This window comes from Duganella fentianensis (assembly GCF_009857835.1).
GTDB classification, from domain to species: Bacteria; Pseudomonadota; Gammaproteobacteria; order Burkholderiales; family Burkholderiaceae_D; genus Rugamonas; species Rugamonas fentianensis.
Genome location: NZ_WWCL01000002.1, coordinates 469,328 through 494,079, shown reverse-complemented (window position 1 = coordinate 494,079; position 24,752 = coordinate 469,328). Strand labels below are relative to the sequence as shown.

The 24,752-nt window shown below is 62.7% G+C and carries 20 protein-coding genes; 6 read left to right on the top strand and 14 right to left on the bottom strand.

The genetic code is table 11. From position 1 onward, the window contains the following. Positions 1-81: 81 nt before the first annotated feature. Complete coding sequence (locus GTP23_RS10135) at positions 82-1,641, bottom strand: S53 family peptidase (protein ID WP_161035038.1); 1,560 nt, start codon at positions 1,639-1,641, stop codon at positions 82-84. 229 nt (positions 1,642-1,870) lie between these two features. Between GTP23_RS10135 and GTP23_RS10130 the strand changes: the two genes are divergently transcribed. The 4 genes from GTP23_RS10130 to GTP23_RS10115 all read left to right on the top strand — a co-directional run bounded on the left by GTP23_RS10130 (position 1,871) and on the right by GTP23_RS10115 (position 8,637). After that, positions 1,871-3,541 (top strand): alkaline phosphatase family protein, encoded by a 1,671-nt coding sequence (locus GTP23_RS10130; protein ID WP_161035037.1) that lies wholly within the window; start codon positions 1,871-1,873, stop codon positions 3,539-3,541. 158 nt (positions 3,542-3,699) lie between these two features. Continuing rightward, a complete protein-coding gene (locus GTP23_RS10125; protein WP_161035036.1) occupies positions 3,700-6,078 on the top strand; it encodes a M1 family metallopeptidase in 2,379 nt (792 codons plus the stop codon). Then, positions 6,075-6,587: a DUF6702 family protein gene (locus GTP23_RS10120; protein ID WP_161035035.1), complete on the top strand. Its 513-nt coding sequence runs from the start codon at positions 6,075-6,077 to the stop codon at positions 6,585-6,587. The genes GTP23_RS10125 and GTP23_RS10120 overlap by 4 nt, the downstream gene beginning before the upstream one ends. Further along, positions 6,529-8,637, top strand: coding sequence for a TonB-dependent receptor (locus GTP23_RS10115; RefSeq protein ID WP_161035034.1), 2,109 nt, complete (start codon positions 6,529-6,531; stop codon positions 8,635-8,637). Before GTP23_RS10120 ends, GTP23_RS10115 begins: the two co-directional genes overlap by 59 nt. A gap of 6 nt (positions 8,638-8,643) precedes the next feature. On the opposite strand, the gene GTP23_RS10110 is transcribed toward GTP23_RS10115, so the two are convergent. The 3 genes from GTP23_RS10110 to GTP23_RS10100 all read right to left on the bottom strand — a co-directional run bounded on the left by GTP23_RS10110 (position 8,644) and on the right by GTP23_RS10100 (position 10,861). Beyond that, on the bottom strand, positions 8,644-9,348 hold the full coding sequence (locus GTP23_RS10110; protein WP_155435164.1) for a Crp/Fnr family transcriptional regulator: 705 nt from the start codon (positions 9,346-9,348) through the stop codon (positions 8,644-8,646). Between the two features lie 162 nt (positions 9,349-9,510). Continuing rightward, positions 9,511-9,753 (bottom strand): hypothetical protein, encoded by a 243-nt coding sequence (locus GTP23_RS10105; RefSeq protein WP_155435163.1) that lies wholly within the window; start codon positions 9,751-9,753, stop codon positions 9,511-9,513. A gap of 88 nt (positions 9,754-9,841) precedes the next feature. After that, entirely contained in the window at positions 9,842-10,861 is a 1,020-nt protein-coding gene (locus GTP23_RS10100) for an alpha/beta hydrolase (RefSeq protein ID WP_161035033.1), read from the bottom strand. Positions 10,862-10,995: 134 nt separating this feature from the next. On the opposite strand from GTP23_RS10100, the gene GTP23_RS10095 reads away from it, so the two are divergent. Continuing rightward, entirely contained in the window at positions 10,996-11,841 is an 846-nt protein-coding gene (locus GTP23_RS10095) for a universal stress protein (protein ID WP_161035032.1), read from the top strand. A gap of 8 nt (positions 11,842-11,849) precedes the next feature. Beyond that, positions 11,850-12,695 (top strand): universal stress protein, encoded by an 846-nt coding sequence (locus GTP23_RS10090; protein ID WP_161035031.1) that lies wholly within the window; start codon positions 11,850-11,852, stop codon positions 12,693-12,695. Between the two features lie 8 nt (positions 12,696-12,703). On the opposite strand, the gene GTP23_RS10085 is transcribed toward GTP23_RS10090, so the two are convergent. The 10 genes from GTP23_RS10085 to nosZ all read right to left on the bottom strand — a co-directional run bounded on the left by GTP23_RS10085 (position 12,704) and on the right by nosZ (position 24,676). Next, positions 12,704-14,842, bottom strand: a complete 2,139-nt coding sequence (locus GTP23_RS10085) for a TonB-dependent receptor (RefSeq protein WP_161035030.1) — start codon at positions 14,840-14,842, stop codon at positions 12,704-12,706. Between the two features lie 115 nt (positions 14,843-14,957). Next, the gene (locus tag GTP23_RS10080) at positions 14,958-15,275 is read right to left on the bottom strand and encodes a DUF2834 domain-containing protein (RefSeq protein ID WP_161035029.1); all 318 of its coding nucleotides are present in this window, start codon (positions 15,273-15,275) and stop codon (positions 14,958-14,960) included. A 139-nt stretch (positions 15,276-15,414) separates the two neighbouring features. Beyond that, positions 15,415-16,464 carry an FAD:protein FMN transferase gene (locus GTP23_RS10075; RefSeq protein WP_229256034.1) on the bottom strand — a complete coding sequence of 350 codons (1,050 nt, stop codon included), beginning with the start codon at positions 16,462-16,464 and terminating at the stop codon, positions 15,415-15,417. 50 nt (positions 16,465-16,514) lie between these two features. Further along, positions 16,515-16,829 carry a c-type cytochrome gene (locus tag GTP23_RS10070; RefSeq protein ID WP_155435156.1) on the bottom strand — a complete coding sequence of 105 codons (315 nt, stop codon included), beginning with the start codon at positions 16,827-16,829 and terminating at the stop codon, positions 16,515-16,517. A gap of 104 nt (positions 16,830-16,933) precedes the next feature. Then, positions 16,934-17,470: a nitrous oxide reductase accessory protein NosL gene (locus GTP23_RS10065; RefSeq protein ID WP_229256033.1), complete on the bottom strand. Its 537-nt coding sequence runs from the start codon at positions 17,468-17,470 to the stop codon at positions 16,934-16,936. Further along, positions 17,467-18,291: an ABC transporter permease gene (locus GTP23_RS10060; RefSeq protein ID WP_155435155.1), complete on the bottom strand. Its 825-nt coding sequence runs from the start codon at positions 18,289-18,291 to the stop codon at positions 17,467-17,469. The genes GTP23_RS10065 and GTP23_RS10060 overlap by 4 nt, the downstream gene beginning before the upstream one ends. Further along, a complete protein-coding gene (locus tag GTP23_RS10055) occupies positions 18,275-19,231 on the bottom strand; it encodes an ABC transporter ATP-binding protein (RefSeq protein ID WP_161035028.1) in 957 nt (318 codons plus the stop codon). The genes GTP23_RS10060 and GTP23_RS10055 overlap by 17 nt, the downstream gene beginning before the upstream one ends. Then, a complete protein-coding gene (locus tag GTP23_RS10050; RefSeq protein ID WP_229256032.1) occupies positions 19,212-20,501 on the bottom strand; it encodes a nitrous oxide reductase family maturation protein NosD in 1,290 nt (429 codons plus the stop codon). The genes GTP23_RS10055 and GTP23_RS10050 overlap by 20 nt, the downstream gene beginning before the upstream one ends. Next, on the bottom strand, positions 20,498-22,714 hold the full coding sequence (locus GTP23_RS10045; protein ID WP_161035027.1) for a 4Fe-4S binding protein: 2,217 nt from the start codon (positions 22,712-22,714) through the stop codon (positions 20,498-20,500). The genes GTP23_RS10050 and GTP23_RS10045 overlap by 4 nt, the downstream gene beginning before the upstream one ends. A gap of 45 nt (positions 22,715-22,759) precedes the next feature. After that, positions 22,760-24,676 carry a TAT-dependent nitrous-oxide reductase gene (gene nosZ, locus GTP23_RS10040; protein ID WP_161035026.1) on the bottom strand — a complete coding sequence of 639 codons (1,917 nt, stop codon included), beginning with the start codon at positions 24,674-24,676 and terminating at the stop codon, positions 22,760-22,762. Positions 24,677-24,752: the final 76 nt, after the last annotated feature.

Below are 24,752 nucleotides of genomic sequence, written 5' to 3'. Positions count from 1 at the left end.
AAATCCTTAGGGGCACATATTCTCATTTTTTGCTCCATTAGTGTGCATTTTCACAATCAATTCCGCGTCCCATCGATTTGCTCAGGCGCTGAGCAGCTGTAACAGCCGCCCGCCCACGGGGCTGCCCCAGCCGCTACCGGCATCCCAGCCCGGCACGGCCGCCATGGCCCCGTTCGTTCCCTGCGCCACATCGCGCGTGGCGCCCTGCCCGCGCAGCGCGCCATACAGCAGCGGGTGCAGAAAGCCGACCGGATAGCCCAGTTGCTGGTTGATACGCGCCAGCAAGCCAGCCCACAGCGGCGCGACGGCGCTGGTACCGCCCACGATCTGCTCCTGACCATTGACCCGTATGCAATAACCGCTGGCCGGATCGGCATGGCCCGTCACATCGGGCAGACCACGGAAATTCGCCGTACCGGCCAGCGTGGCCTGATAGCCGGGGCGGCTGAAATAGCGGCTGTAGCCGCCGCCTGAAGCCAGCGCCGGCCCGCCATTCCACACCACCTCGCACAGTTCGCAATCGGGATAGACGGCGATACGGGTGCCGCCGCAGGCCAGCGCATGGGGTGCGGAGGCAGGAAAATCCACATGCAGATCGCCATCCGCCACGCCATCGGTGGCACCGTTATCACCGGCCGCGCACAGAATGGTCACGCCCATGCTGGCGGCCAGACCGAAGACCTGCTCGATGGCCCCCATGGCCTGCTCGGTCCAGGCTGATTCGGGCGCGCCCCAGCTGATGGAAATGATGGACGGCTTGTGCACATCGTCGTGCACGGCAGCCGTGACGGCATCGAGAAAACCCCGCTCGCTATTCGGCGCGAAATACACGGCGATCTGCGCACCGGGCGCCAGCGCACCGGCAATTTCGATGTCCAGCATTACTTCGATATCGGCACTGGCATCATGGCCGGGCCGGTTGGCGCCGTGATCAATGGCGATGCTGCGCACCCGTGGCGCTTTCAGTCCCAGCGATTTGAAATAGGCGCGCAGGTCGGCCGCACGGCTGCCGCCACCCAGTTCGATCAGACCTATGCACTGGCCGCTGCCGTCCAGTCCGGGCGGAAACTGGTACATCTGCGCCAGCTGCGGTGGCGTGTAGGCCACAGGGAAGGGCCCTGCAGCCGGATTCTGCGCCGCGCGCTGGCGAAAGCGCGGTGTGGCGATGGGCCGGTCGTCCAGCCCGAACACCCCTTCCACCACATCGGCCAGCTCGGCGGGCACCGTGAGTTCGCCCGTGCGGCCACGGAAGCTGCCGTCACCGGTCTGGTATTGCTGCAGCTGGGCGCCGAACAGCTGCGCCATCTGCTGCGCCGTGCCGGACAGCACCACGCGGCGCTGGGCCACACTGGACGACAGCATGTGCAGCCCTTTGCTGGCGGCAAACTCACGCACCCGCACAATATCGGCTTCGCTGGCGCCATGGGCTTGCGCGCACTGGCTGCGGCTCAGGTACACGCGCTGGCGCGGCAGCTGATCGCCGCGCGCGGCCGCATCGTCGTTCGCATCGGTGACGGCGGCGCGCAGGCGCAGGGTGATCTCCAGCGGCAGCGTGCCATCGACCGGACCCAGCGCACGTGCACCGGGCACGGCAGACTGTGCGCTGCCTGGCAGAATACGGGGTAGGCTGATGGTCGGCATGGCGGGCTCCTCGGATTTTAGACCTGCACTCAGGCTAAGCCGACGATACTGCGCCGCCGCGCCCGGCGGTTGACACAGCACAGAGGTGCCGGCGATGAGCGCAGCAGCAGGCCGTCCTGTCTGGCCTGAGCCGGCTTGTCATCCTGCCGTCACAAGTGGAGGCTAACATTTGCGCCACAACGTGATACGCTATGTGCCGCTTTATCTTTAAAACCTACAACCACTGCCCATGATCAAGCAACTGTCCCTGCCTGCCCTCGTCCTTGCCAGCGCCCTGCTGGCACAACCTCTCGCCATCCACGCTGCCCCGGCCACCGCAGCCCATCCTGCCCAGCCCAAGCTGGTGGTGGTGCTGGTGGTTGATGGCCTGCCCAACGAGCAGGTGCTGCGCTACCGCGAGCAGTTCGGTCAGGGCGGTCTGCGCCGCATGCTCGAACAGGGCGCCTCCTTCAACAACGCCCATCAGGCGCATGGCATCACCGTTACCGCCATCGGCCACAGCGCCGTGCTGACAGGCGCCTACCCCTATGTGCACGGCATCATCGGCAATAACTGGATCGATCCGCAGACGGGCAAATCGGTCTACTGCACGGAAGACACCAACTACCATTACCTGAACGAAGAAACCAAGCCTAGCGACGGCACGGCACCAACCCGCCTGAAAGTCGATACGCTGGGCGACCAGCTGCGCTATGCCACGGGCGGCCAGTCCAAGGTGGTGGCCGTATCGGGCAAGGACCGCGGCGCGATTCTGCTGGCCGGCAAGACCGGTACGGCGTATATGTACATGGACAAGACCGGCAACTTCGCCAGCAGCAGCTACTATATGCAGCAGCATCCGGCCTGGGTGCAGCAGTATCAGGCCGGCAAGCCGCAGGACCGCTACTACGGCAAGACCTGGGCGCCGCTGCTGCCAGCCGCCGCCTATGCCGGCGACGCACCGGAAGAACTGAATCAGGTCAAGGCCGGCACGCATAACCGCCTGCCGTTCAGCTACTACAGCGAAAGCGGCAATATCGATGCCGACTACTACAACCTGCTGAAGACCGGCCCCTATCTCGACCAGCTGACGCTGGACTTCGCGCGCGCCGCCGTGGAAGGCGAAAATCTGGGCCGCAATCCGGCCGGTGTGCCCGATCTGCTGGGCGTCAGCCTGTCGGCACACGATTATGTGAACCACGCCTTCGGCCCCGAAAGCAAGCTGTCGCACGACCACCTGCAGCGGGTCGACCGCATGCTGGCCGAATTCTTCAACTACCTCGATAAGCGCGTAGGCATGGACAATGTGCTGGTGGTGCTGACGGCCGATCACGGCTTCCCCAACACGCCGGAATTCTCCCGTACCCAGCACATCGACGCCGAACGCATCGACGGCAGCGCCATGATGAAAGCACTGGACAAGCACCTGAGCGACAAATTCGGCGGCGCCAGGCTGCTGGGTGCATGGTCGCTGCCCAACATCCACCTCGATTACCAGCAGATCGAAAAAAGCGGCCTGAAACGCGAGGAAGTAGAAACAGCTGCGGCCCGCTTCCTGCTGGCGCAGAAAGGCATCGTCGAAACCTACACCCGCACCCAGCTGGAAAGCGGCGCTGCCAACACCACCCGCATGGCCACCCTGATGCGCCGCGCCTGGAACCGCGAAGCGTCGGGCGACCTGATGGTGGTCACCAAGCCTTACTGGTACTTCGGTACGGGCAGCAGCGGCACCTCGCACGGCTCGCCTTACGCCTATGACACCAACGTTCCCCTGCTGATCATGGGCAAACGCTGGATTAAGCCGGGTGCCTACGGCCAGTATGCCGAAGTGGTGGACATTGCGCCTACGCTGGCCCACCTGCTGCGCGTGCGCCCGCCGGCTGGTGCAGAAGGTCGCGTGCTGACGGAATCGCTGCAATAACTAGCGCCGCTGCCCGCGTCCGCGCCCGTAGCGGGGCCGGACCCGGGCATCATCCCCACTGTGACTTAGTTTGTATTTTATTGTATCAGCCAGTTAATCTTGGAAAGATTGCTATACACTAGCTTTTTTTCTTTGGGTAAACATAGGAAATACAAACTATGCGCAAGACTTTTGGCTATCTGGCCCTGTGCCTGACGGTTTCCGCCTACGCGGCCGAACCTTTCGACGATAAATTCCGTCAGCTCGACGAAGTCCTCCCTACTCCGAATACCTACCGCACGGCTTCCGGTGCGCCCGGCGCCGCCTACTGGCAGCAGCGTGCCGACTACACCATCCGCGCCACGCTGGACGAAAGCAAGCGCGCCATCAGCGGCAGCGAGCAGATCCGCTACCACAATAATTCGCCCGACACCCTCAGCTATCTGTGGGTGCAGCTGGACCAGAACATCTACAAAAAGGATTCCGATGCGCGCAAGATGCTGACCCAGCCTTCGCGTGAAGCCTGGGCCAAGGGCCGTACGGCGGAAGACGGCTTCAAGTTCGAAGGCATGCGCAGCATCCTGGCCGGTATCGATTTCGACGGCGGCTTCAATATCAAGGCCGTTACGGCCGGCGGCCAGCCGCTGAAATACGTCATCAACCGCACCATGATGCGCATCGACCTGCCCACCCCGCTCAAGCCGGGCCAGAGCTATGCCTTCAATATCGACTGGTCCTACAACATCAACGAACAGAAGGTGCTGGGTGGCCGCTCCGGCTACGAGCACTTCGAGGAAGACAAGAACGACCTGTTCGAGATCGCCCAGTGGTTCCCGCGCATGGCCGCCTATTACGACGTGATGGGCTGGCAGCACAAGCAGTTCCTCGGTTCGGGCGAATTCACGCTGGAATTCGGCGACTACGATGTACAGCTGACAGTACCGTCCGACCACGTGGTGGCGGCTACCGGCGAACTGCAGAATGTGGGCGAAGTGCTGACGGCGGCCCAGCGCGAGCGCTTTAACAAAGCCCGCACGGCCAGCGCGCCGGTCGTCATCGTGACGCAGGAAGAAGCGGAAAAAGCCGAGAAGTCGGTCAGCAAAGCGTCCAAGACCTGGCACTTCAAGGCTGCCAATGTGCGCGACTTTGCCTGGGCTTCCAGCCGCAAATTCATCTGGGATGCGCAGGGCTACAAGAAAGACGGCAGCAACCTGATGGCCATGTCCTACTATCCTAAAGAAGGCAATCCGCTGTGGGGCAAGTACAGTACCCAGGCCATCATCCACACCATCGAGCAGTACAACAAGTTCAGCTTCGGCTATCCGTATCCGACTGCGATCTCCGTCAACGGCCCCGTGGGCGGCATGGAATACCCGATGATTTCCTTCAACGGCCCGCGCCCCAGCAAGGACAAGAAGACGGGCGAGCTGACCTGGTCGCAGCAGACCAAATACGGTCTGATCGGCGTGATCATCCACGAAGTCGGTCACAACTACTACCCGATGATCATCAACTCGGACGAGCGCCAGTGGACCTGGATGGATGAAGGCCTGAACACCTTCGTGCAGTATCTGGCCGAGCAGGCATGGGAAGACAACTACCCGTCGCGCCGTGGCGAGCCGCGCAACATCGTCGACTACATGCGCAGCCAGAATCAGGTGCCCATCATGACCAATTCCGAATCGCTGCTGCAGTTCGGGAACAACGCCTATGCCAAACCGGCCACCGGCCTGAACATCCTGCGCGAAACCATTCTGGGCCGTGAACTGTTCGACCACGCCTTCAAGGAATACGCACGCCGCTGGAAGTTCAAGCGCCCTACCCCGGCCGACTTCTTCCGCACCATGGAAGATGCGTCCGGCACGGACCTCGACTGGTTCTGGCGCGGCTGGTTCTACACCACCGATCCGGTCGATATCAGCATAGACGGCATCAGCGAATACGGCGTGAGCACCAAGGATCCGGAAAAAGAGAAAGCCTGGAAGAAGGCCCAGAAAGACGCCCAGCCTGTCTCGGTCTCCGAACAGCGCAACAAGGACCTGCCCAAGCGTCTGGACAGCCATCCGGAACTGAAGGACTTCTACAACGACCATGACGAATTCACCGTCACCAACAAGGACCGCAACACCTATGCGGAAGCGGTCGAGAAGCTCGAGCCCTGGGAAAAAGCGCTGCTGGATCAGGGCAAGCACCTGTATCTGGTGGACTTCTCCAACCTCGGCGGTCTGGTCATGCCGCTGATACTGGAAATCGAACTGAAGAGCGGCAAGAAATACGTCGAGCGTATTCCGGCCGAAGTCTGGCGCTACTCGCCCAGGAAGATCACCAAGCTGATCGTCACGGACGAGCCCATGGTAAGCCTGACCCAGGACCCGTACTGGGAAACGGCCGACATCGACACCAGCAACAATAGCTGGCCGCGTAAAGTCACCCAGTCGCGCGTGGAGCTGTTCAAGACCGAGCGTGACCGCAACAATCTGATGCGCGACTTCAATACCCCGCTCAAGACCAAGGACGGCAAAGACGGCAAAGACAGCAAGGAAGCTGCCAGCGAATGAAACGGCGTCTACCGGCTCTGAGCCTGCTGGCCAGCACCCTGTTGCTGGCTGGCGGGCTGCTGGCGGCGAGCAGCGCGGCAGCCCACAACTTTCACATGGGGCTGGCCGACATCCGCTATAACGCCCGCAGCGGCAACACCGAGATCGTGCACACTTACACGGCGCACGATCTGGCCACCCTGCTCACCGATCTGTATGGCCGCAATCTCGATCTGGGCCAGCCGGACAGCGAAGCGGCCATCCGCAAATATGTCGAACGCCAGTTCTATCTGGAGGATGCCGGCGGCCGGCGCCTGCCGCTAGAATGGCTGGGCGTGAAGGCCGATGCAGATAGCGTCACCATCTATCAGGAAATCGCCGGCCGCAAGCTGGCACCGGCCACCCGCATTCACAACACCGTGCTGATCGACTTCCAGCCGGCGCAGAAAAATACCGTCAATGTACAGACCGATGGCCCCGTCCAGACGCTTATCTTCGACCAGCAGCACGTCCAGCTGGAAGTCCGCTAGTCCGGCCACACTGGCCATCGCCGTAGCCCTAACACTGAGCAGCACGGCGCTGGCCGACGATCTAGTAATGCAGCGCGTGCTGGTCGATGGCAGCCGCAGCAACCCGCTCGGCGTAGCCGATGCAGCCAGCATGGGCAGCATAGGCCAGCAGGAACTGGCCCAGCGCAGCGTGTATCGCGCGGCCGAAATGCTGGAAGCCACACCGGGCCTGATCGTCAGCCAGCATAGCGGCGAAGGCAAGGCCAACCAGTTCTATCTGCGCGGCTTCAATCTCGATCACGGTACCGACCTGCGCACCACGGTGGACGATATGCCCGTCAACCAGCGCAGCCATGCCCACGGTCAGGGCTGGACCGATCTGAATTTCCTGATCCCCGAACTGGCCGTGCGGCTGGACTACAAAAAAGGCCCGTATTCGGCGACAGAAGGCGATTTCGCTTCGGCCGGCGCCGTCTCGGTGCAGTATGCCAGCCGCCTGCTGCAAGGCGTGGCCAGTATCACGGGCGGGCAGACTGGCTATGCCCGCACTTTGCTGGCCGACTCCGTCGATATCGAACGGGGCACCGCTCAGGGCAGCCTGCTGTACGCGCTGGAACTGCAGCACAATGATGGCCCCTACACGCGTCCGGACGACTACCAGAAACTCAATGCCGTGCTGCGCTACAGCGAAGGCTATGCCAGCAATGGCTTCCATGCCGGCCTGATGCTCTACCGCGGCAACTGGAACGCCACCGACCAGATACCGCTGCGCGCCGTGCAAACCGGCACGCTGGGCCGCTACGACGGCATAGACCCGAGCGACGGCGGCAGCGCGCACCGCTACAGCCTGTCCGGCGGCTGGCGCCGCAGCAGCGACGATAGCGCCAGCAGCGTCAGCGCCTACCTGATCGCCAGCCAGCTCGCGCTGTATTCCAACTTCACCTATTTCATGGCAGACCCGCTGCACGGCGACCAGTTTGCCCAGCCCGATAAACGCGTGACTAGCGGCCTGCAGGCCAGCCAGAGCTGGCACCAGCACGGCAGCAGCGGCAGCATCAGCAGCACCACCACACTAGGCCTGCAGCTACAGAACGACAATATCTACAACGCCCTGCTGCGCACGCAGGCGCGCCAGACGCTGGCCGTCACGCGGCAGGATCACATCGTTGAATCCAGCGCCGCCCTGTATCTGCAGCAGCTGACGCGCTGGAGCGACAGCCTGCGCAGCACGGCCGGCGCGCGCTTCGATTACTACCGCTACGATGTACGCAGCGACCGCGCCGCCAATAGCGGCAAGGCGGACGACCATCTGCTCAGCCCCAGTGTGAATCTGGTCTACAGCCCGTGGCAGCACAGCGAGTTCTACGCCAATGCCGGCCAAGGCTTCCACAGCAATGATGCGCGCGGCACCACGCTGCACGTCGATCCGGCCAGCGGCGCGCAGGCCGATCGCGTCACGCCGCTGGTGCGCTCGCGCGGACTGGAACTGGGCGCTCGCAGCAACTGGCTACCCGGCCTGCAAAGCGTGGTATCGCTATACCGGCTGGACTTCGATTCGGAACTGAGCTTCGTCGGCGATGCCGGTACTACCGAGGCGGGACCGCCGAGCCGCCGCTACGGCATCGAACTGTCGCACTACTACCAGCCGCTGCGCTGGCTCTCCATCGATCTCGATCTGGCGTATGCGCGGGCGCGTTCGCGCGGCGTGGCCGCGCCGGACGACCGGATAGCCGGCGCCATCGAAGGCACGGGGCAGCTGGCCATCAGCGTGGATAATGGCGGGCCGTATTCGGCCGCGCTCAAACTGCGCTACTTCGGCCCGCGCCCGCTGACGGAAGATAACAGCGTGCGCTCGCGCAGCAGCATGACACTGAATGGCCGTATGGGCTGGAAACTCAGCAAACAGCTACGACTCGAACTGGAAGCCTACAATCTGACCAACCGGCGCGATTCCGCCATCGACTACTACTATGCTTCGCGCCTGCAGGGCGAGGCGCAGGCCGTCAGCGATGTGCATTTCCATCCCATCGAAGCCCGCTCGCTGCGCGCTACCCTGAGCCGGCGCTTCTAAGCCAGTTCAGCTGGCGACGTAGCAGCTGCCGGCGCGCCGCTCGACGGCACTGCGGTCCAGCACCACCACCGTGCCGCGCCGGTATTCGATCAGGCCATCATCCTGCAATTTGCCGGCGCAACCCGTAATGCTTTCGCGCCGCACACCGAGCAGGCTGGCAATCATTTCCTGCGTCACTTTGAGTTCGTTGGAAATCGAACGGTCGAGCCGGTCCAGCAGCCAGCGGCACAGACGCTGTTCTATGCTGCCGTGGCGTACACCCGCCACCGTCTGCGCCAGCTGGGCAAACAGGGCGCTGGCATGGCGCATCAACTGCTGCGCCAGTGCACCGCCATCAAAGAACGCCGTACGCAGCACGGCGGCGCGGATGCGGTAGCCATAGCCGGCCGTCTGCACCACGGCCGTACAGTTGGCGCATTCGCCTTCATACATCGACACGCCCACCACACCTTCGCGCCCCACTACGGCAATCTCGCTGGCGCCGCCATCTTCCGTCACGTATTGCAGCGAGACGATGGCATTGGTGGGAAAGTAGGCGCTGTCGAGCTCCTGCCCCACATCGAACAGGTGTTTGCCCGCCGCCAGCGGCATCAGTTCCAGATGGGAGAACAGCGCGATCAGCTCTTCGCGCGACAGTGCGCGCAGTAATTCGTTTTGCTGGGCACCCAGCAGGCTGATGGTGCCAGTGGCGGAACCGGTGTGTGCAATCATGGCGGACCTCTTTGTGCGTTGCCGGTCTATGCGACCTGATGAACACAACTATAGCCACGCCCTGTGCCTCAGCTTATAGGCGCACGACACAGTGCTATGTAGGCGAGGAACATAAGGCCATGTCGTCCGTGTCCTACAGCACTGAGGTCAGCGACAGCCCGGCTAGACCTTGTATTTGTAGCGCGAGGCAGTTTCCAGCAGGCGGTCATCACGCCCGCGCAGACGGCCGGGATTGCGCCGGTGTTCCGGCTCTGTCAGCACCCGCTCGATCACATTGGCGGGCACGCCACGGGTGCGCAGATAGGCGGCAGCACTATCGACGCCCTGCCGGTCAGCAACCTCGATACCGGCTTCTACAATTTCTGCGCCCGCATCATCGGGCCGGAAAGTGTGCTTGGTAGACATTGTGAACTCCATAGGTTCTACACGTCTCCTGATTGTAGACGGCTACGCGCGCGCTGCAAGGTGAGAATGCAGGCCGCTCGCACTACAACTAGCGCTCGGGCAATTGCTGCTTCAGGAAGGCAATAGTCGCATCCACTGTGGGCTGTAACCACGGATCAAACATCCAGAACGAATGCGGCGTTTCCGGCAGCACCAGCATGGCGCTGGCCACGCCCACCTGCTGCATGCGCGCCATCATGTCCTCGCGCCCCACGGAAAAGCGCGCTTTGCTGCTGCCGATGAACAGGATGGGCGGCATGCCGGCCCGCACATACTGCACGGGCGAAGCTGCACGCCAGCGCGCCGGCTGCTCGGCGTAGCGGCCACCCAACCACGCGCCGGCGGCGGAAGGCTGCTTGGCCGGATCATCTTCATATTGCAGCGCAGCCGGCGCGGTAAAGTCGGACAGGCCATCGATATTGACGATCGCCTGCACGGCGCTGGAAACTTCGCTGTCCGCTGCGCCCGCATCGAAGGCCGGCAGATGGCCCGTCACTCCGGCCAGACTGGCGATCTGCCCGCCCGCCGAACCGCCGGCCAGAGCAAAGCGCTGCCCGTCGAGCTGATAGTCCGCGGCATGGCTGCGCAGCCAGCGCACGGCGGCGCGCACATCATGGATGGCGGCCGGATAGCCGGCCTCGCCCGACAGCCGGTAGCTGATGGTTGCCGCGGCCCAGCCCTGCTGCGCCAGCCGTACGGCCATGGGCGCGAATTCCGCACGAAAACCGGAACGCCAGCCGCCGCCATGCACCAGTACGACGAGGGGATGGGGACCCGCTTTGCTCGGCAGAAACAGATCGAGCTGCAGACAGCGGCTGCCATATTGCACATAGGTCAGGCTGTCCAGCCTGCGCACGTTTTCCGGCAGGTCTGCACTGGCGATGCGGATGAACGGGTAATCCTTGTGCAGTTTGGCGTAGGTGTGCGCCGCATCATAGGTATTGTCCGGATCGGCCGCAGGCAGCACGCAGGCGGGCGCGGAAGGTGTCGCCGACGCAACACCGGCCAGCCCGGCCAGCCACACGAAATTCAAGCGCCAGATTGCACGATGCCAGCCTGCCAGAACCATGGAAAACCCCGTAAAAATCAGGGCTGCCAGTATGCCATATGCCCTGAACGAAGGCTGGGAATTTTGATCCAGATCAATCAAATACTGCCTTGAAATCCCTAGGATGACCGTATAGCACAACACAGGAGGCCTCAATGTCGTACAAGACCATACTCGTTCACGTCGATCAGTCCCGCCATGCAGAAAAACGTATCGCCCTCGCCGCCGAAGTGGCGCGCACCTTCGATGCCCATCTGGTAGGCGCAGCGGCCAGTGGTTTCACGCGCGAGTTCTATCGGAATAGCAGCGTCATGTACGCAGGCCCGATTCCCCTGCCGGAACTCGATGTGCTGACCAAGGCTGCCCAGCTGGCACTGGAAGGCTTCGAACAGCAGGCGCAGGCTGCCGGCGTCAGCTCTTACGAGCGCCGCATCAGCGACGACGAGACCGAAGTCACCCTGCTGCAGCAGGCCCGCTATGCCGATCTGGTGGTACTGAGCCAGACCGATCCGGCCGATGACGCCAGCAAGCTGCTGCGCGGCCTGCCGGAAAGCATCACCCTGAATAGCGGCCGCCCTGTGCTGCTGGTGCCGTATGCCGGCGAATTCAGCAATATCGGCCAGCGAGCGCTGGTGGCATGGGATGGCAGCCGCGCCGCCACCCGCGCCATTACCGACGCCCTGCCTCTGCTGCGTCGTAGCGCTGCCGTGACGCTGGTGGTCTACAACGCCGACCAGCAGGCCGGCGTGCATGGCGAACAGCCGGGCGCCGATATGGCGCTGTATCTGGCCCGCCATGGCGTGAAGATCGAAGTCATGTCACAGAAAACCCCGCCCGGTCTGGATGTGGGCAATGCCCTGCTGTCGCTGGCGGCCGATCTCGGCAGCGATCTGATCGTAATGGGCGGCTACGGCCATATGCGCTGGCGCGAAATGATCATGGGCGGCGTCACCCGCACCCTGCTGCAGACCATGACCGTTCCTATTCTGATGTCGCACTGAGGTTCCGTATGAGCTATCGCACCATCCTGCTGCATGCCGATATGGCGCACCACGCAGCAGCACGTTATGCGCTGGGCTGCCGGCTGGCAGCCCTGTTCGATGCCCACCTGATAGGCGCGGCCGCCACCGGCATTTCGCGCTTTGCACCGGTGGCCGTGGCTGCCGGTATCTGGCCGCTGACGGCAGAGCACATGACGCAGATGAGCGATAGCGCCAGCAAGGCGCTGGAAAACTGCGCCATCAGCGCCACCACGCATGCGGTGAATTCCTACGAAAGCCGGCTGCTCAGCGACGATGCGGCCAGCGCCCTGCTGCTGCAATCGAGCTGCGCCGACTTGCTGGTGCTGAGCCAGGATGATGGTAACGAAACACTGGCCGACCGCGCCAGTGCGCTGGTGCCATCACTGCTGCTGCACGGTGCACGGCCCATCCTCGTAGTGCCCAAGGTGAGCCGCGTGCCGCTCGATGTGACGCCTTGCCAGCATCCGCTGCTGGCCTGGGATGGCAGCAACCACAGCGCCCGCGCCCTGCTCGATGCGCTGCCGCTGCTCAAGCTGGCACGCAAGGTCACGCTGCTGGTGCTGAACGCCGGCCAGCATGCGGGTCAGCACAGCCAGCAAGCCGGTGCCGATATGGCCCTGTTCCTGGCCCGTCATGGTGTTCCGGTAGACCTGATCGCCGACAGCACCGAGCTGCCCGTGGCCGAAGCCATACTGGGACAGGCCTGCGCGCTCGGTAACGACCTGCTGGTGATGGGCGGTTACGGCCACACCCGCTGGAGCGAGGCCGTGCTGGGCGGCGTCACCAGCACCATCCTCGATACCATGGATATCCCCGTGCTGGTGGCCCACTAGGGCGCCGCTCAGAACTTCAGATGCAGGCTGGCGCGGATCGCACGCGGCGAACCGGGCGTGATGTTGTTATCGCCATTGGCCGCTGCGTAGTAGTGGCGGTCCGTCAGATTCTCGATATTCAGCTGCGCCGTGCAGCCGCCATGGATGGTGTAGTACAGCGCCGCATCGATGCGGGTAAAGCCGGGCAGCACCACCGCATTGCTGGTCGAGGCGTACATATCGGTTCTATGGATCAGCCCCAGCCCGGCACCCAGTTTGTCATTCAGATCGTAGCGGTTCCACAGCGACAGGGTCTGGCGCGGCACCGCGTTGACGGTAGCGCCATTCAGCGCCGTGGCCGATACACTGGCCAGCAGCTTGGCATCCTGATAGGCATAGGCGCCCTGCACCTGCCATGCCGCGCTCAGCTTGCCGCTGACCGACAGTTCCAGCCCGTTGGTACGCTGCCCGTCCACTAGCTGGTCCGCGATACCCGTGGCCGGATTGGTGACTGCTACGTTGTTGCGGTTAAGCCGGTACAGCGCCAGTGTGGCCAGCAGATCGGGGCTGTACTGCAGCTTGGCACCGGCTTCGTAGTTGGTGAATTTCTCCGGCTTCAGACTCTGGTTCACCACCGTCAGGCTACTCAGCTGGTCGCCACCACGGGGCACGCTGGCCACGCTGTAGTTGGCATACAGCGAGAGCAGCTCCAGCGGCTTGTACACCAGTCCCATACGGGGCGACAGCAGATTGTCGCGGCTGGACAGATCGGCCGCAGCCGGCAGCAAGGCGCGTACGCCCGCCGCTACATTGTTGTGGTAATCGAGCCGGAAGGCGTCATAACGCAGGCCCGCCACCAGCTGCCATTGCGGATTGAAGCTGATCTGATCCTGCAGGTACAGTGCTGCCACGCTGGCTTTGCTGCGGCCATCGCGGTCCGAATTACTCCCGCCCAGCACATAGCTGACCGGCAGTGCCGCATCGGCCTGCGCCAGCGGCACGCTGATGCTGCTGGCCTGATTGGCGAACAGGCCGGTCTGGCGCAGATAGTCGGTCTTTTGCTGCCCCAGTTCCATGCCCGCCAGCAGTTGGTGGCTGATGCCGCCCTGCTGCAGCAGCATGGTCAGATCGGTCTGGTTAAACAGGTTTTTACGCCACTGGTGGTTGTTGTAGGCGCTCAGCGTGACACGGCTGGTGGCCGCATTCACGGCGCCGGGCGAGATGTTCTGATACAGCTTGTCGTAGCTGGTGTAGCGCGTCTTGTTGGACAACTGCAGGCCGTTGGCGAAGCGGTGTTCGATCTGGCCGCTGACGGTATCGGCCAGCACCCGCGCCGGACGGGTCTCGGGGTCAGGATTGCCGAAGAAGGCATCGACCGGCACATCCAGCGGCCGCCCGTTCAGTGCAGGCACGCCGCGATCGGCCGTGCGGTAATCCTCGAAATGCTCGTAGCCCAGCACCACGCTGGTAGCCTTATCGGCACGGATGGCGAGCGTGGGATTGATGCCCTTGCGCTGCAGGCTGTAGGCGCGCTGGTAGCCGCCCGAGTCTTCCGCCAGCGCGGCCACGCGCACGGCCAGCGCCTCGTTGATGGCCTGGCCGAGATCGGCCGTCATGCGGCGCTTGCGGTAGTTCCCTGCCGTCAGGTCGAGCGCGCGTATGGTGCTGAAATTGGCCTGCTTGCTGACGCGGTTGATCACGCCGCCGGAACCGCCGCGGCCGAACATCATGGCGTTCGGCCCCGTCAGCGCATCGACCTGTTCGACGTTGTACAGATCGCGGTAATACTCGGCATCGTCGCGCACGCCGTCCATGTAGAAATCGCCGGAAGCGCTGGTGCTGCCACGGAACACGGGCGCATCGCGGTTGCCCTCGCCGCTAGTCATGCCTATGCCGGGCACATAGCGCACCACATCGGCCATGCTCTGCATGGATTGGTCACGTATCAGCGCTTCGCTGATCACGGTGACCGCCTGCGGCAGATCGGCCAGCGCCGTATCCGTCTTGGTGGCAGTACTGACGGCCTTCGTCAGATAGCCCTGCGCGTCCGCCGTGGCATTGACATTGATGGTAGGCAGACTGACGGGTTCCGTCCCGGCCGCAGCATTAAAGGCCAGCGACATCAGCGCTGCCAGCAGGGTAGGACGGGGAAGACGGCGAGAATTCATGGCTAACTCCGGAACTTAAAAGATAATGAGAGTCATTATCATTTGGAGTTTGAGCACGCAGCAAATATGCTGCGGTTTTTCATGATCTATCTTAAGAATCGCCCCGCTCCCGCCCCTAGCGCGCTGGCCGGGCTACCTGTGCGCGCAGATACAGGTAGAGCGGCAAAGCCAGCGAAACCCCCACCAGAAACAGGCTGGCGACGGCCCACCACACGCCGCGCACCGCCTGCTGGCGCTGCTCGTGCCACATGAACGCCAGCAGCGCCAGCGCGGACACCAGCACATCGGCCCAGGCGAAGGCAGCGACGGGCTGCTCCAGTATCTGCGCCAGCAGCAGATTCAGCGCCAGGCCATGACTGGCCAGCCAGGGCATGAATGCTGCCAGCGGCAATACGCTGCCCAGCAGGCAAAGTAGCAGATACAGTCGGTGCAAAATTTTCTCCCTAGATGAATGGCGGCCAGGTGCGCGCCAGATGCGCAAATGTGGCATATTTTGCATCATTTCGGGCAAAAAAAACGACCGCATCATGCTTCCCCTGCTGGTGAAGCGCGATGCGGCCAAAACACTGTGTTTATTTGCGGCTGGATTCGATACGCTGGCGCATGGCTGGCGTCAGATAGACCTGCCGCTGGCTATCGACCAGCAGCACTTCCTTCAGGCCCAGCTGCCCCGCCATCGCTTCCCAGCCTGCTGCGCCGGTAATGAACAGGGGTTTGGAATTGCCGTCCGAACGCAGGCCAGGCGCACTGCCGCCGCTGGTGATGATGGTGACGGAAGCCACCAGATCGATGGGATAACCGGTGCGCGGATCGATGATGTGGGGACGGCGTTTGCCATCCTTCATGAAGTAGCGCTCGTAATCGCCGCTGGTGCCTATGGCTTCGTTATCGTTGAGCGCCACGCTGGTCAGCGTGCCGCTGCTGCGCGGATCGCGTATGCCCACCTGCCAGGCGTGGTTGCCGGGCCGGCCTATGGCCAGCACATTGCCGCCGATATTGATCAGGGCCGCCTTGACATGGCCTTCGCGCAGAATGGCGGCGGCGCGGTCCAGCGCATAGCCTTTGGCATAGCCGCCCAGATCGATCATCACGGCGCGATTCACGCTGCTGATGGTATTGCCCTTGTAGCGCAGATTGGTCAGGCTGGGATGGGCCGCCACCCAGCGGCGGATTTCCGCTTCATCGGGTTGCTGAGCCTCGATGGCGCTGCTCTGGAAGCCCCACAGGCGGATCAGATGGCCTATGGTGGGATTGAATAGTTCGCCGGAACGCACCGACAGCTGGGTGGCCGATTTGAGCAGACTGACCATTTCGGCATCGGCCACGAAAGGCTCGCCCCGTGCGATGGCATCGTTTAGCCCCGTCAGCATGCTGGGTTCCCACGCATGGTATTTGTGGTGCAGGCGGTCGAATTCGGCCAGCACCTGAGCGCTGAGCAGATCGGCACGCTGCTGCGAACCGCCGTAGATGGTCACGGCCACCGTAGTGCCGAACACATGGCCCGTGGTCTGGTACGTGCTCTCGTTGCTGCTGCATGCTGCCAGCAGCCCCGCCAGCAAGCCTATCACCGGCAGCATGCGCAGCCAGCGCCATAGCATCCGGTTCAGCCTCACCCTGTCCATACACTCTCTCCTGAAACCTGTGGCCGCCACTACGGGCGGCCGCTTACTGCTTATTTGCTCTTGCTAACCATGAAGTCGATGGCGGCTTTCATTTCATCGTCCTTCAGGCCGGGATTACCACCGCGTGGCGGCATCATCTTGAAGCCCTTGATGGCGTTGCCGTACACGGTAGCCATGCCTTGCGCCACGCGCGGTTTCCAGGCAGCGGCATCACCGACTTTCGGTGCGCCCATCACGCCCGTGCCGTGGCAGGCCATGCAGGTAGCCTGATAGATTTTTTCGCCATTGGCAGCAGGTGCTGCGCTGGCAGTGGCGGTAGCGAAGACCGCCGGCAGCAAGGCTGCCAGTAGAATGGTGTGTTTCATGTGTACTCTCTCTGATGTCGAAATTGGCCAGCGCCGTGCTGCGACGCTGGTACTGCTACGGGCCGTTGCCAGCCCGGATACGTTGCCGGCTGTGCCGCGTTCTGCTAGTGGCCCATGCCGTTGTCATGCATGCTGTCGGCCGAGCGGTTCAGCATGGCCGTGGTGATCTGCTCGAAGCGCAGCACCTTGCCGCCAGCCTTCTGCACCAGCGCTTCGGCGTCGGCCTGCACGGCGAACGGCACGATGGTCGGGCCCATGGAACCCTGGGCGCTGCTGCCCACCACGTACACGGCATCGCGTGCGGCGATCCAGTTGCCGCGCGGGTGCTGCCAGTCAGCCTTGCCCATGTCCTGCACGTAGTAGCCGCTGACGGCGCGGCGCTGTTCCGGTGCCAGCATGGCACCCAGCAGTTCCATCACGTCGCAGAAGTATTCGGTCTGGTTATCGGCATAGCGCACCTGTGCCTTGGCACCGGGGAAGTCGCGCAGCAGCATGCCATCGAGTGCGCACGCAGCCTGATCGTCCGGTTCCAGCGCCTGCAGCGGTGCGGTAGTACGCGAGCAGGCGGCCAGCAGCACGGCGGCCAGCAGCATAGGCCAGCGCGCACGGCGCTTAGCGGTAAGGGAAACGGGGTGCATCATGAAAATCTCCTGTGAGCGAAATAGAATGGCAGCAGCATCCAGCCCAGCATCACGGCCACCAGCACGCCCGGATGGGTCCATGCGGAAGGCATGACAGTGGCCAGGCCATACATGCCCTGTGCCTGATCGGAGCTGAACACGTTCAGCAAGCGGAATACATCGGCCGGATTGAGCATCAGCAGTGCCGCAAACACGCCGCTGCTGATGCCGCCCTGACTGGCGACCAGTGCGCCCATCAGCAGCAGATCGAATACCAGCACGAAGAAGAACCACAGCGCCAGTGCCGTACCGCTGGCGCGCACGCGGTCGCGCGCCCACACGGAGATCAGCATGGCAATGCTGAGGAAGGCCAGCCCCATCAGCACGGCACTGCCGACAAAGCCGGCATAGCGCCAGCCTTCGGCCACGCTCAGTTCGGAAAATAGCGGCAGCAGGCCGGCGCCGAAACCGATGGCGGTCGCGCTGGTCAGCGCGGCCGCCAGGCCCAGATATTTGCCGAGCAGGACTTCGAGCCGCGAGATGGGCATGGTCAGCAGCAGTTCCAGCGCTCCCCGCTCGCGTTCGCCGACGATGGTGTCATAGCCGAGAATCAGGGCGATCAGCGGCACCAGATAGATCACCAGGCTGGCCAGACTGGCGATGGTGGCTTCGATGCCATGGAAGCCCACCTGCCCCTGCTGGGCCGCGCCGAAATAGGCGATGGCCAGTGCGAACACGGCAAACACCAGCGCCACAGCCAGCACCCAGCGGTTACGCAGACGGTCGCGCCACTCTTTGCTGGCGATCACCGCCACCTGACGCCATTCAATGGACATGTGCATATGCCGCTCCATAACCGAGAAATACCTGTTCCAGTGTTGATTCGTGGACTGCCACATCGCTGGCCACGGGCAGCAAGGCTGTCAGCACGGCCATCTTGTCGGCTGGTGCGCAGCGTACGCTCAGGCGCTCGGCCTGGGTGCTGACATTCAGCACCTCGCTGCTGCCGGCCTGCACGGCTGCCAGTGCTGCCAGCGCCAGCGGCTGCTGCAGCGGTGCGACGCTGGCCACCACCGTCAGCGGCAAGGCCATGCCCTGCCGCAGTTCGGCCAGCGTGCCCTGCGCGGCCACGCGGCCACCGTGCATGATCAGCAGATGATCGACGCGTTCCTGTATCTCGGCCAGAATGTGCGAAGTGATAACTATGGTGGCACCGCGCGCGCGCACGCTGTCGAGAATCGCGTAGAAGTCTGCGATGCCCTGCGGGTCCAGCCCGTTGGTGGGTTCGTCGAGGAAGATCAGCTGCGGCTCGCCCAGCAGCGCCTGTGCCAGACCAAGGCGCTGACGCATGCCCTTGGAATAGGTCTGTACATGGCGGCCGGCGGCGGCCGTCAGCCCCACCAGATCCAGCAGATCTGCGCAGGTGCTGCGCGGCACCTGCTTCAGATCGGCGAACAGTTGCAGCACTTCGGCGCCGCTCAGATTATCGTAGGTGACGAAATTCTCCGGCAGGTAGCCGATCTGGCGCCGGGTCTGGCGGAAGGCGGCGGCGCCGGTATCCTGGCCCAGCACTTTGATGCTGCCGCTGGCGGGCGTGAGTAGGCCCAGCATCAGCTTGAACAGCGTACTCTTGCCCGCGCCGTTATGGCCGATCAGGCCGAACATTTCACCGCGGCCGATGTCGAAGCTGACATCCTGCAAAGCCGTAAAGGCGCCAAACTGATGGCTGACGCCACGCAGGCTGATGGCGCTCATGGCAGTTTCAGCGTGGAGTGATTTCATTCCATTTCTTCCAGTTCTGGTTATAAGGCTGCATGCGCGGGTGGCGGTCGATCACGCTCGGTGCGCGCAGCAGGGGGAACTGGCGCGCCACAAAGCGCAGCGTGCGCAGCGATGGGCTGGCCGCCAGCAGTTTGAGCATGGGGTATTGCCAGTTCAGGCGGTCCACCAGATCATTGGCTTCGTAAGGCACATCGCCCTTGCCGTCGCCATCCTGATCCCAGCCGCTGTAATTGCTCCAGTAATTGGCCTTGCTGCGGCCCCATTCCACATCCTTGGCCGCCACGAAGCGCACCTGTTCCTGATTGCCGATAAAGTCGTTACCGTCGATCTGGTTGTTGGAGGAACCGGCCGACAGGTGCACGCCGGTGCGGTTGTTCAGCACCAGATTGTCGCGCACGATGTTGTACTCGGCGTCGTAGATGAAGAAGCCGCGGTCATTACCGACCACCACATTATTTTCGATCAGCGAATCCTGTATGGTGCGCAGCATGATGCCGTGGTCCGTATTGCCCCATGCCAGATTGCGCCGCACCACCAGATTGCGCACTTCCATCAGCGCCAGACCGGCGCGGCTCAGATAGACTTCATTGTCTTCCCAGGTACTGTGGTTGGTGTTCATATAGTGCGTACCGTAGCGCACGTGATGTATGCGGTTCTCGCGGAACAGCGCCTGGCGCGACACGTCGACATAGATGCCGTCGCGGGTGGAGCTGATCTGGTTGCCGATCACCTGCACACCCGTGGTGTCATAGATCTGAAAACCGTTGCCACGCTGCGCCGATTGCAGATCGCGCCGCCCCGTCACAATATTGCGCAACAGGCGCGCATCATCCGAGCGCTCCAGCCACACGCCGAACAGATTGGCCACCAGCGTGCAGTCGGCCAGCTGGAAGCGGTGCGAACCGGGCAGCACATAGATGCCCGCGTTCTGCGCCGTCAGATCGCTGCCGCTGTCGCGGATGATCAGATCCTTGAGGTTAACATCGGCCGCGTGCACGCGGATGGTGTCGCCCTTGCCCTGCCCGCTGATCACGGGATGGCCCACGCCCTGCAGCGTCAGCGGCTTTTCGATCAGTAGATTTTCACGGTAAGTACCAGCTTCGATGCGCAGCGTATCGCCGGCATGGGCACGGCCTATGGCGGCGGCGATGGATTCGCCGGCCCGCACAGGCAGCACGGCAGCTTCGGCCAGCGAAGCTGCCAGCAGCTGCGCACAGGCCAGCGCCAGTGCCAGTGCCAGCCTACAGCGCAACATCGAAGCCGGTTTCATGCGCCGTCCCCGCCTTGCTGCGGCTTGGCCGAACGCAGACTATCGCGCAGGCTGTCGAGCGAAACAAAATAGCCATCGGCACCGATGCGCGTCAGCGCCTGGCCGGCATTGGTGCGGCGCTTGCGCTCCTGCACCAGCGGTGGGCAGGCATGGTCGTCGTAGTACATCACCATGCAATCGAGGCACAGCATGCATTCGGTCTGGTCGATGCGCCCTGCACTATCGATGGCATGCGAACCGCAACCGGCAGCACAGGCGTGGCAGCTCGTGCATTCGGCCTTGCGTTTCAGGCCGAACAGGCGGAAGCGGCCCGGCAGTGCCAGCCCTGCGCCCAGCGGGCAGATGTACTTGCAGTATGGCCGCTCGCTGAACAGCGACAGCAGCAATATGCCGCCGATGAAGATCCAGAACGGCCAGCTACGGTTCCACACGCCCACCAGGAAAGTAGTCTTGAACGGCTCGATCTCGGCCAGATGTTCGGCCGTTTCCATCGACACCAGCGACACTGCCAGCAGCGCAAAGAACACGCCATATTTGACCCACTTGAGGCGGTCATGCCAGCGCTTGGGCAGCAAGCCCTGGAAGCGCTTCAGGCCGATCACGCTGCCGAGCTTCAGCATCAGATGCTGGAGCGAGCCGAACGGGCACAGCCAGCCGCAGAAGAAGCCGCGGCCCCAGATCAGCACAGTGATGATGATGAACCACCACGACAGGAAGATGAAGGGATCGGACAGGAACAGCTCCCAGCGCCACTGGTGCAGCAGCGAATGCACCCACGTCATCACCTGCGTGATGGAGGGCTGGGCTTTCAGATAGAAGCCGACAAAGCCGACGCTGAGGATCCAGATGGCCAGACGCGGACGGCTGATCCATGGCTTGTGGCGCCGCGTGGATGCCCGCACCAGACGGTCGCGCTGCGAGTACAGCAACGCCGTCACGGCCAGCAGCGTGACGAACACGGCGATCTGCCACCACTGGCCCTGCCAAATTAGCTGCCAGGCCGGTTTGGCCGTCACCACCACCGGGTGGCCGCCTTCCAGATAGCGCTCGGGCAGCCAGTAAGCCTGCTCGAAACGGGCGAAGCTCTTGACGCCATTGGCATCACGCTTGTTGGCCAGGATGTTCATGGACCATGGCCAGGCCGGATTGAAGCTGGCCGAGCGGATGATGAAGATGGCCGATTCCTTGAACTCCGGCACATCGCCGGGTTCCACATGGTAGAGATTCAGATAATCGGTATCGCGGAAGGTAAAGCTCTGCGGATCCTGCCGTACCTGCAGGCGGTCGTAGATACCGCCACGTACGAAGCCGGAACCCTTGAACGAAGTCTGGCCCCGGGCGATCAGGAAGATCGCATGTTCATCCGGACGCAGGTCCTGCATCAGGCGCTGGTAGCCATGTTCGCCCAGCACGCTCTTGCCCAGGGTAGGCGTATTCAGATAGCCGAAATACACATCGATGTAATCGCCGCCAGCGGGATCGACGCCCACTTCGGAGGCAGGAATCACCAGCCGCTGGATGGCGCCTTCGTCCTGCAGCTTGCGCCAGTTCAGGCGCTCGTCGATAGGCGTGAAGCGGGCCGGCGGCCGTGCGGCCGTGGTGAAGATGCCGACCTGACGGCCGATTTCGTAGGCGCTGCGCGAAATCACCTGATTCTCGGCGATGGCCGTCACGGTGGCGCCGCTGATGGCGTCCAGCCCTACGCTGCCGTCGCCGCCACGGCCGATTTCCAGCTTGGCGTCGCCGCGCTGGCCTATGTACTGGCCGATGAAATCAAGCAGGGCTTTTTCCGGAATGCCGGCCAGCAGAATAGGCTCGGAGTGCTTGAGCACGCGCACGCCCGTGATGATGCCCTTGGTATCCATACCGATCAGGGTAATCACGGGTTTGCCGGAATAGGCGGGAATGTCGACCACGTCGGTCGATAGGAAAACATAGCCGACCAGCTGTTCGGCGCTATTCGCCGCAGCGTTAGCCGGATGGCCAAACGCCTGTACATACTGGGGCGAGCCCATGCGCTGGGAGAAGCGCGTGGCCTGCGGCATCACGTCCTTGCAGGCCGCGTGTGCGCACAGATCGGGGCCGTGCATCAGCCCTGCGGGCAGCTCGGCGTCATAAACGGTGGCCTGTGCCACAGGCAGCAGGCAGATGGCCAGCATCAGGGCGCACAGCCCGCTGTACCACCTGGAGAAAACTTGGAAGTATGAATTCATGTCGTAACGGGCATGCCGGTCTTGCGGCCGGCATGCCCTGCTAGCTTAGGCTTCTACCAGGAAACGGCTACGCATTTCGAGGTGCAGCGCGTGACAGAAGTGGGTGCAATACAGCCAGAACGCCCCTGCATGATCAGCCTTGAAGGTGACCGATTTGGTCTCCTGCGGGTTGACGATGAAGTTGATGTTATAGGTCGGCAGTGCACAGCCGTGTGCCAGATCTTCCACCTTGTCGTGGTTGGTCAGGGTGATGGTGACTTCATCGCCTTTTTTGACCTTGATGACAGGCATGCTGTACGCCGGTGCGACCGACATCAGACGCACGTGGACCTTGTTACCTTTGCGCTCGATACCGGCGGTTTCCGGTTTCACGGCATTCGGGAAGTCGTCCATGTTGTAGATCTGGCGCGTCTTGACCACGTCGCGGCGGACGATGATGCCGTCGTGCGGTTCCGAGTAAGCCGTGTGATCGGCGATCAGCTTCATGTTGGCGCCACTGATGTCGATCAGCTGTTCGGTTTCCGGATGCAGCGGGCCGATAGGCAGGAAGCGGTCTTTGGAGAACTTGTTACCCGAGTTCAGGTACTTGCCGTCGGCCTGCTTGGTTTCGCCCATGGACGAATAGTTGTGGCCTGGCTGGTAGTGCACGTCGAGTTTTTCCAGAATGACTTTGGCATTCTTGTCGCCTTTGAACTGGGCGATCGCAGCATCCACATTCCATTTCACGCACTGGCTGTCGAGGAACAGCGAGGTGTAGGCATTGCCCTTGCCGTCGAAGGCGGTGTGCAATGGGCCCAGACCGATTTCCGGTTCAGCCACGACGGTGTCGCGCGGGGTTTTTACTTCGCCGGCGAACCACTTGGCCACCAGCGCCAGATCGATCACGGTCGCCGTTGGCGACAGTTTGCCCGAGCAGACGAAGTACTTGCCGTCCGGGCTGGCGTTGACGCCGTGCGGGTTTTTACCCACTGGTACGTAGCAGGTGATTGCCGTTTTCGGATCACCGTTGGCAGCAGCGCGGCCATCGACCACTGGCACTTTGGAGCCGCCGATGGTGCTGAACTTGCCATCCTTGACCAGCTTCTCGATACGTTCCACGTTGAAGAACACGCAGGCATCGCGCTCGGACGACATCATGCCGCTCAGGTCAGCTGCGTTTTCCGTGTTGTACTGGTTGGAAGCGGCCAGCTTGCCGTCGTAGGAAGTGGCCACCAGGTCCATATTGCCGTCAACGCGCACTTGCCACATCAGTTCCATGGTCTCGGCGTTGACGCAGCTGAACAGCGCGCCCCATTTGCTTGGATCTTCCAGATCGCGGCCATCGTTAGGCAGCGGGATGTGGAATTCGCCACCGCAGAATACGCGGGTGGTGTAGTTGATTTTGCTGTCGACCGGATCGCACTTGTCCGGGAACATGCCGTGGAAGCCCATCACGTTCGGCAGTTCGACGATCTTGTCGCATTCCATGGTATCCATGCGTACACGGGCCAGACGCGAGTGGATCTTGTCGTTGACGAACAGCCAGCGGCCGTCATAGGTGCCGTCCTTGTAGCTGCCGTGGACGTGGTGGGTGTCGCCCGTGGTGTACTTGAGCGAGCCATCGGCCTTGGTGCCCATGATGGCTTTGGATTCGTTGGTCACGCCCCAGCCGACCATGCAATCCATGTTAAATACGGGGATACGCTTGAGCGTACGGCCCGAAGGCAGACCCAGCGCGCGCATTTCGCCGCTATGGCCCGAGCTGATGAAAGCATAGTATTCATCGAGCTGGCCCGGTGCCACCTCGTGACCGCCGGCTGCCTTGGCAGCACCGGCTGCTGCGCCCTTGGCCGCGCCAGCGTCATCCTTGCAAGCCGTCAGGCCTGCAGCCACACCGGCCACGCCCAGTGCGGCGCTCTTGCTCAGAAAGCCGCGACGTGCGGATGTGGATTCGTCAGCCAATTCCTTATTCTTGCTGTCCATCAGAAGTTCTCCCTTGAATGCATCTATGTATGCGGTTGATGCCGAAGCTGCACCACGCAGCTCGCCGACACCGCGC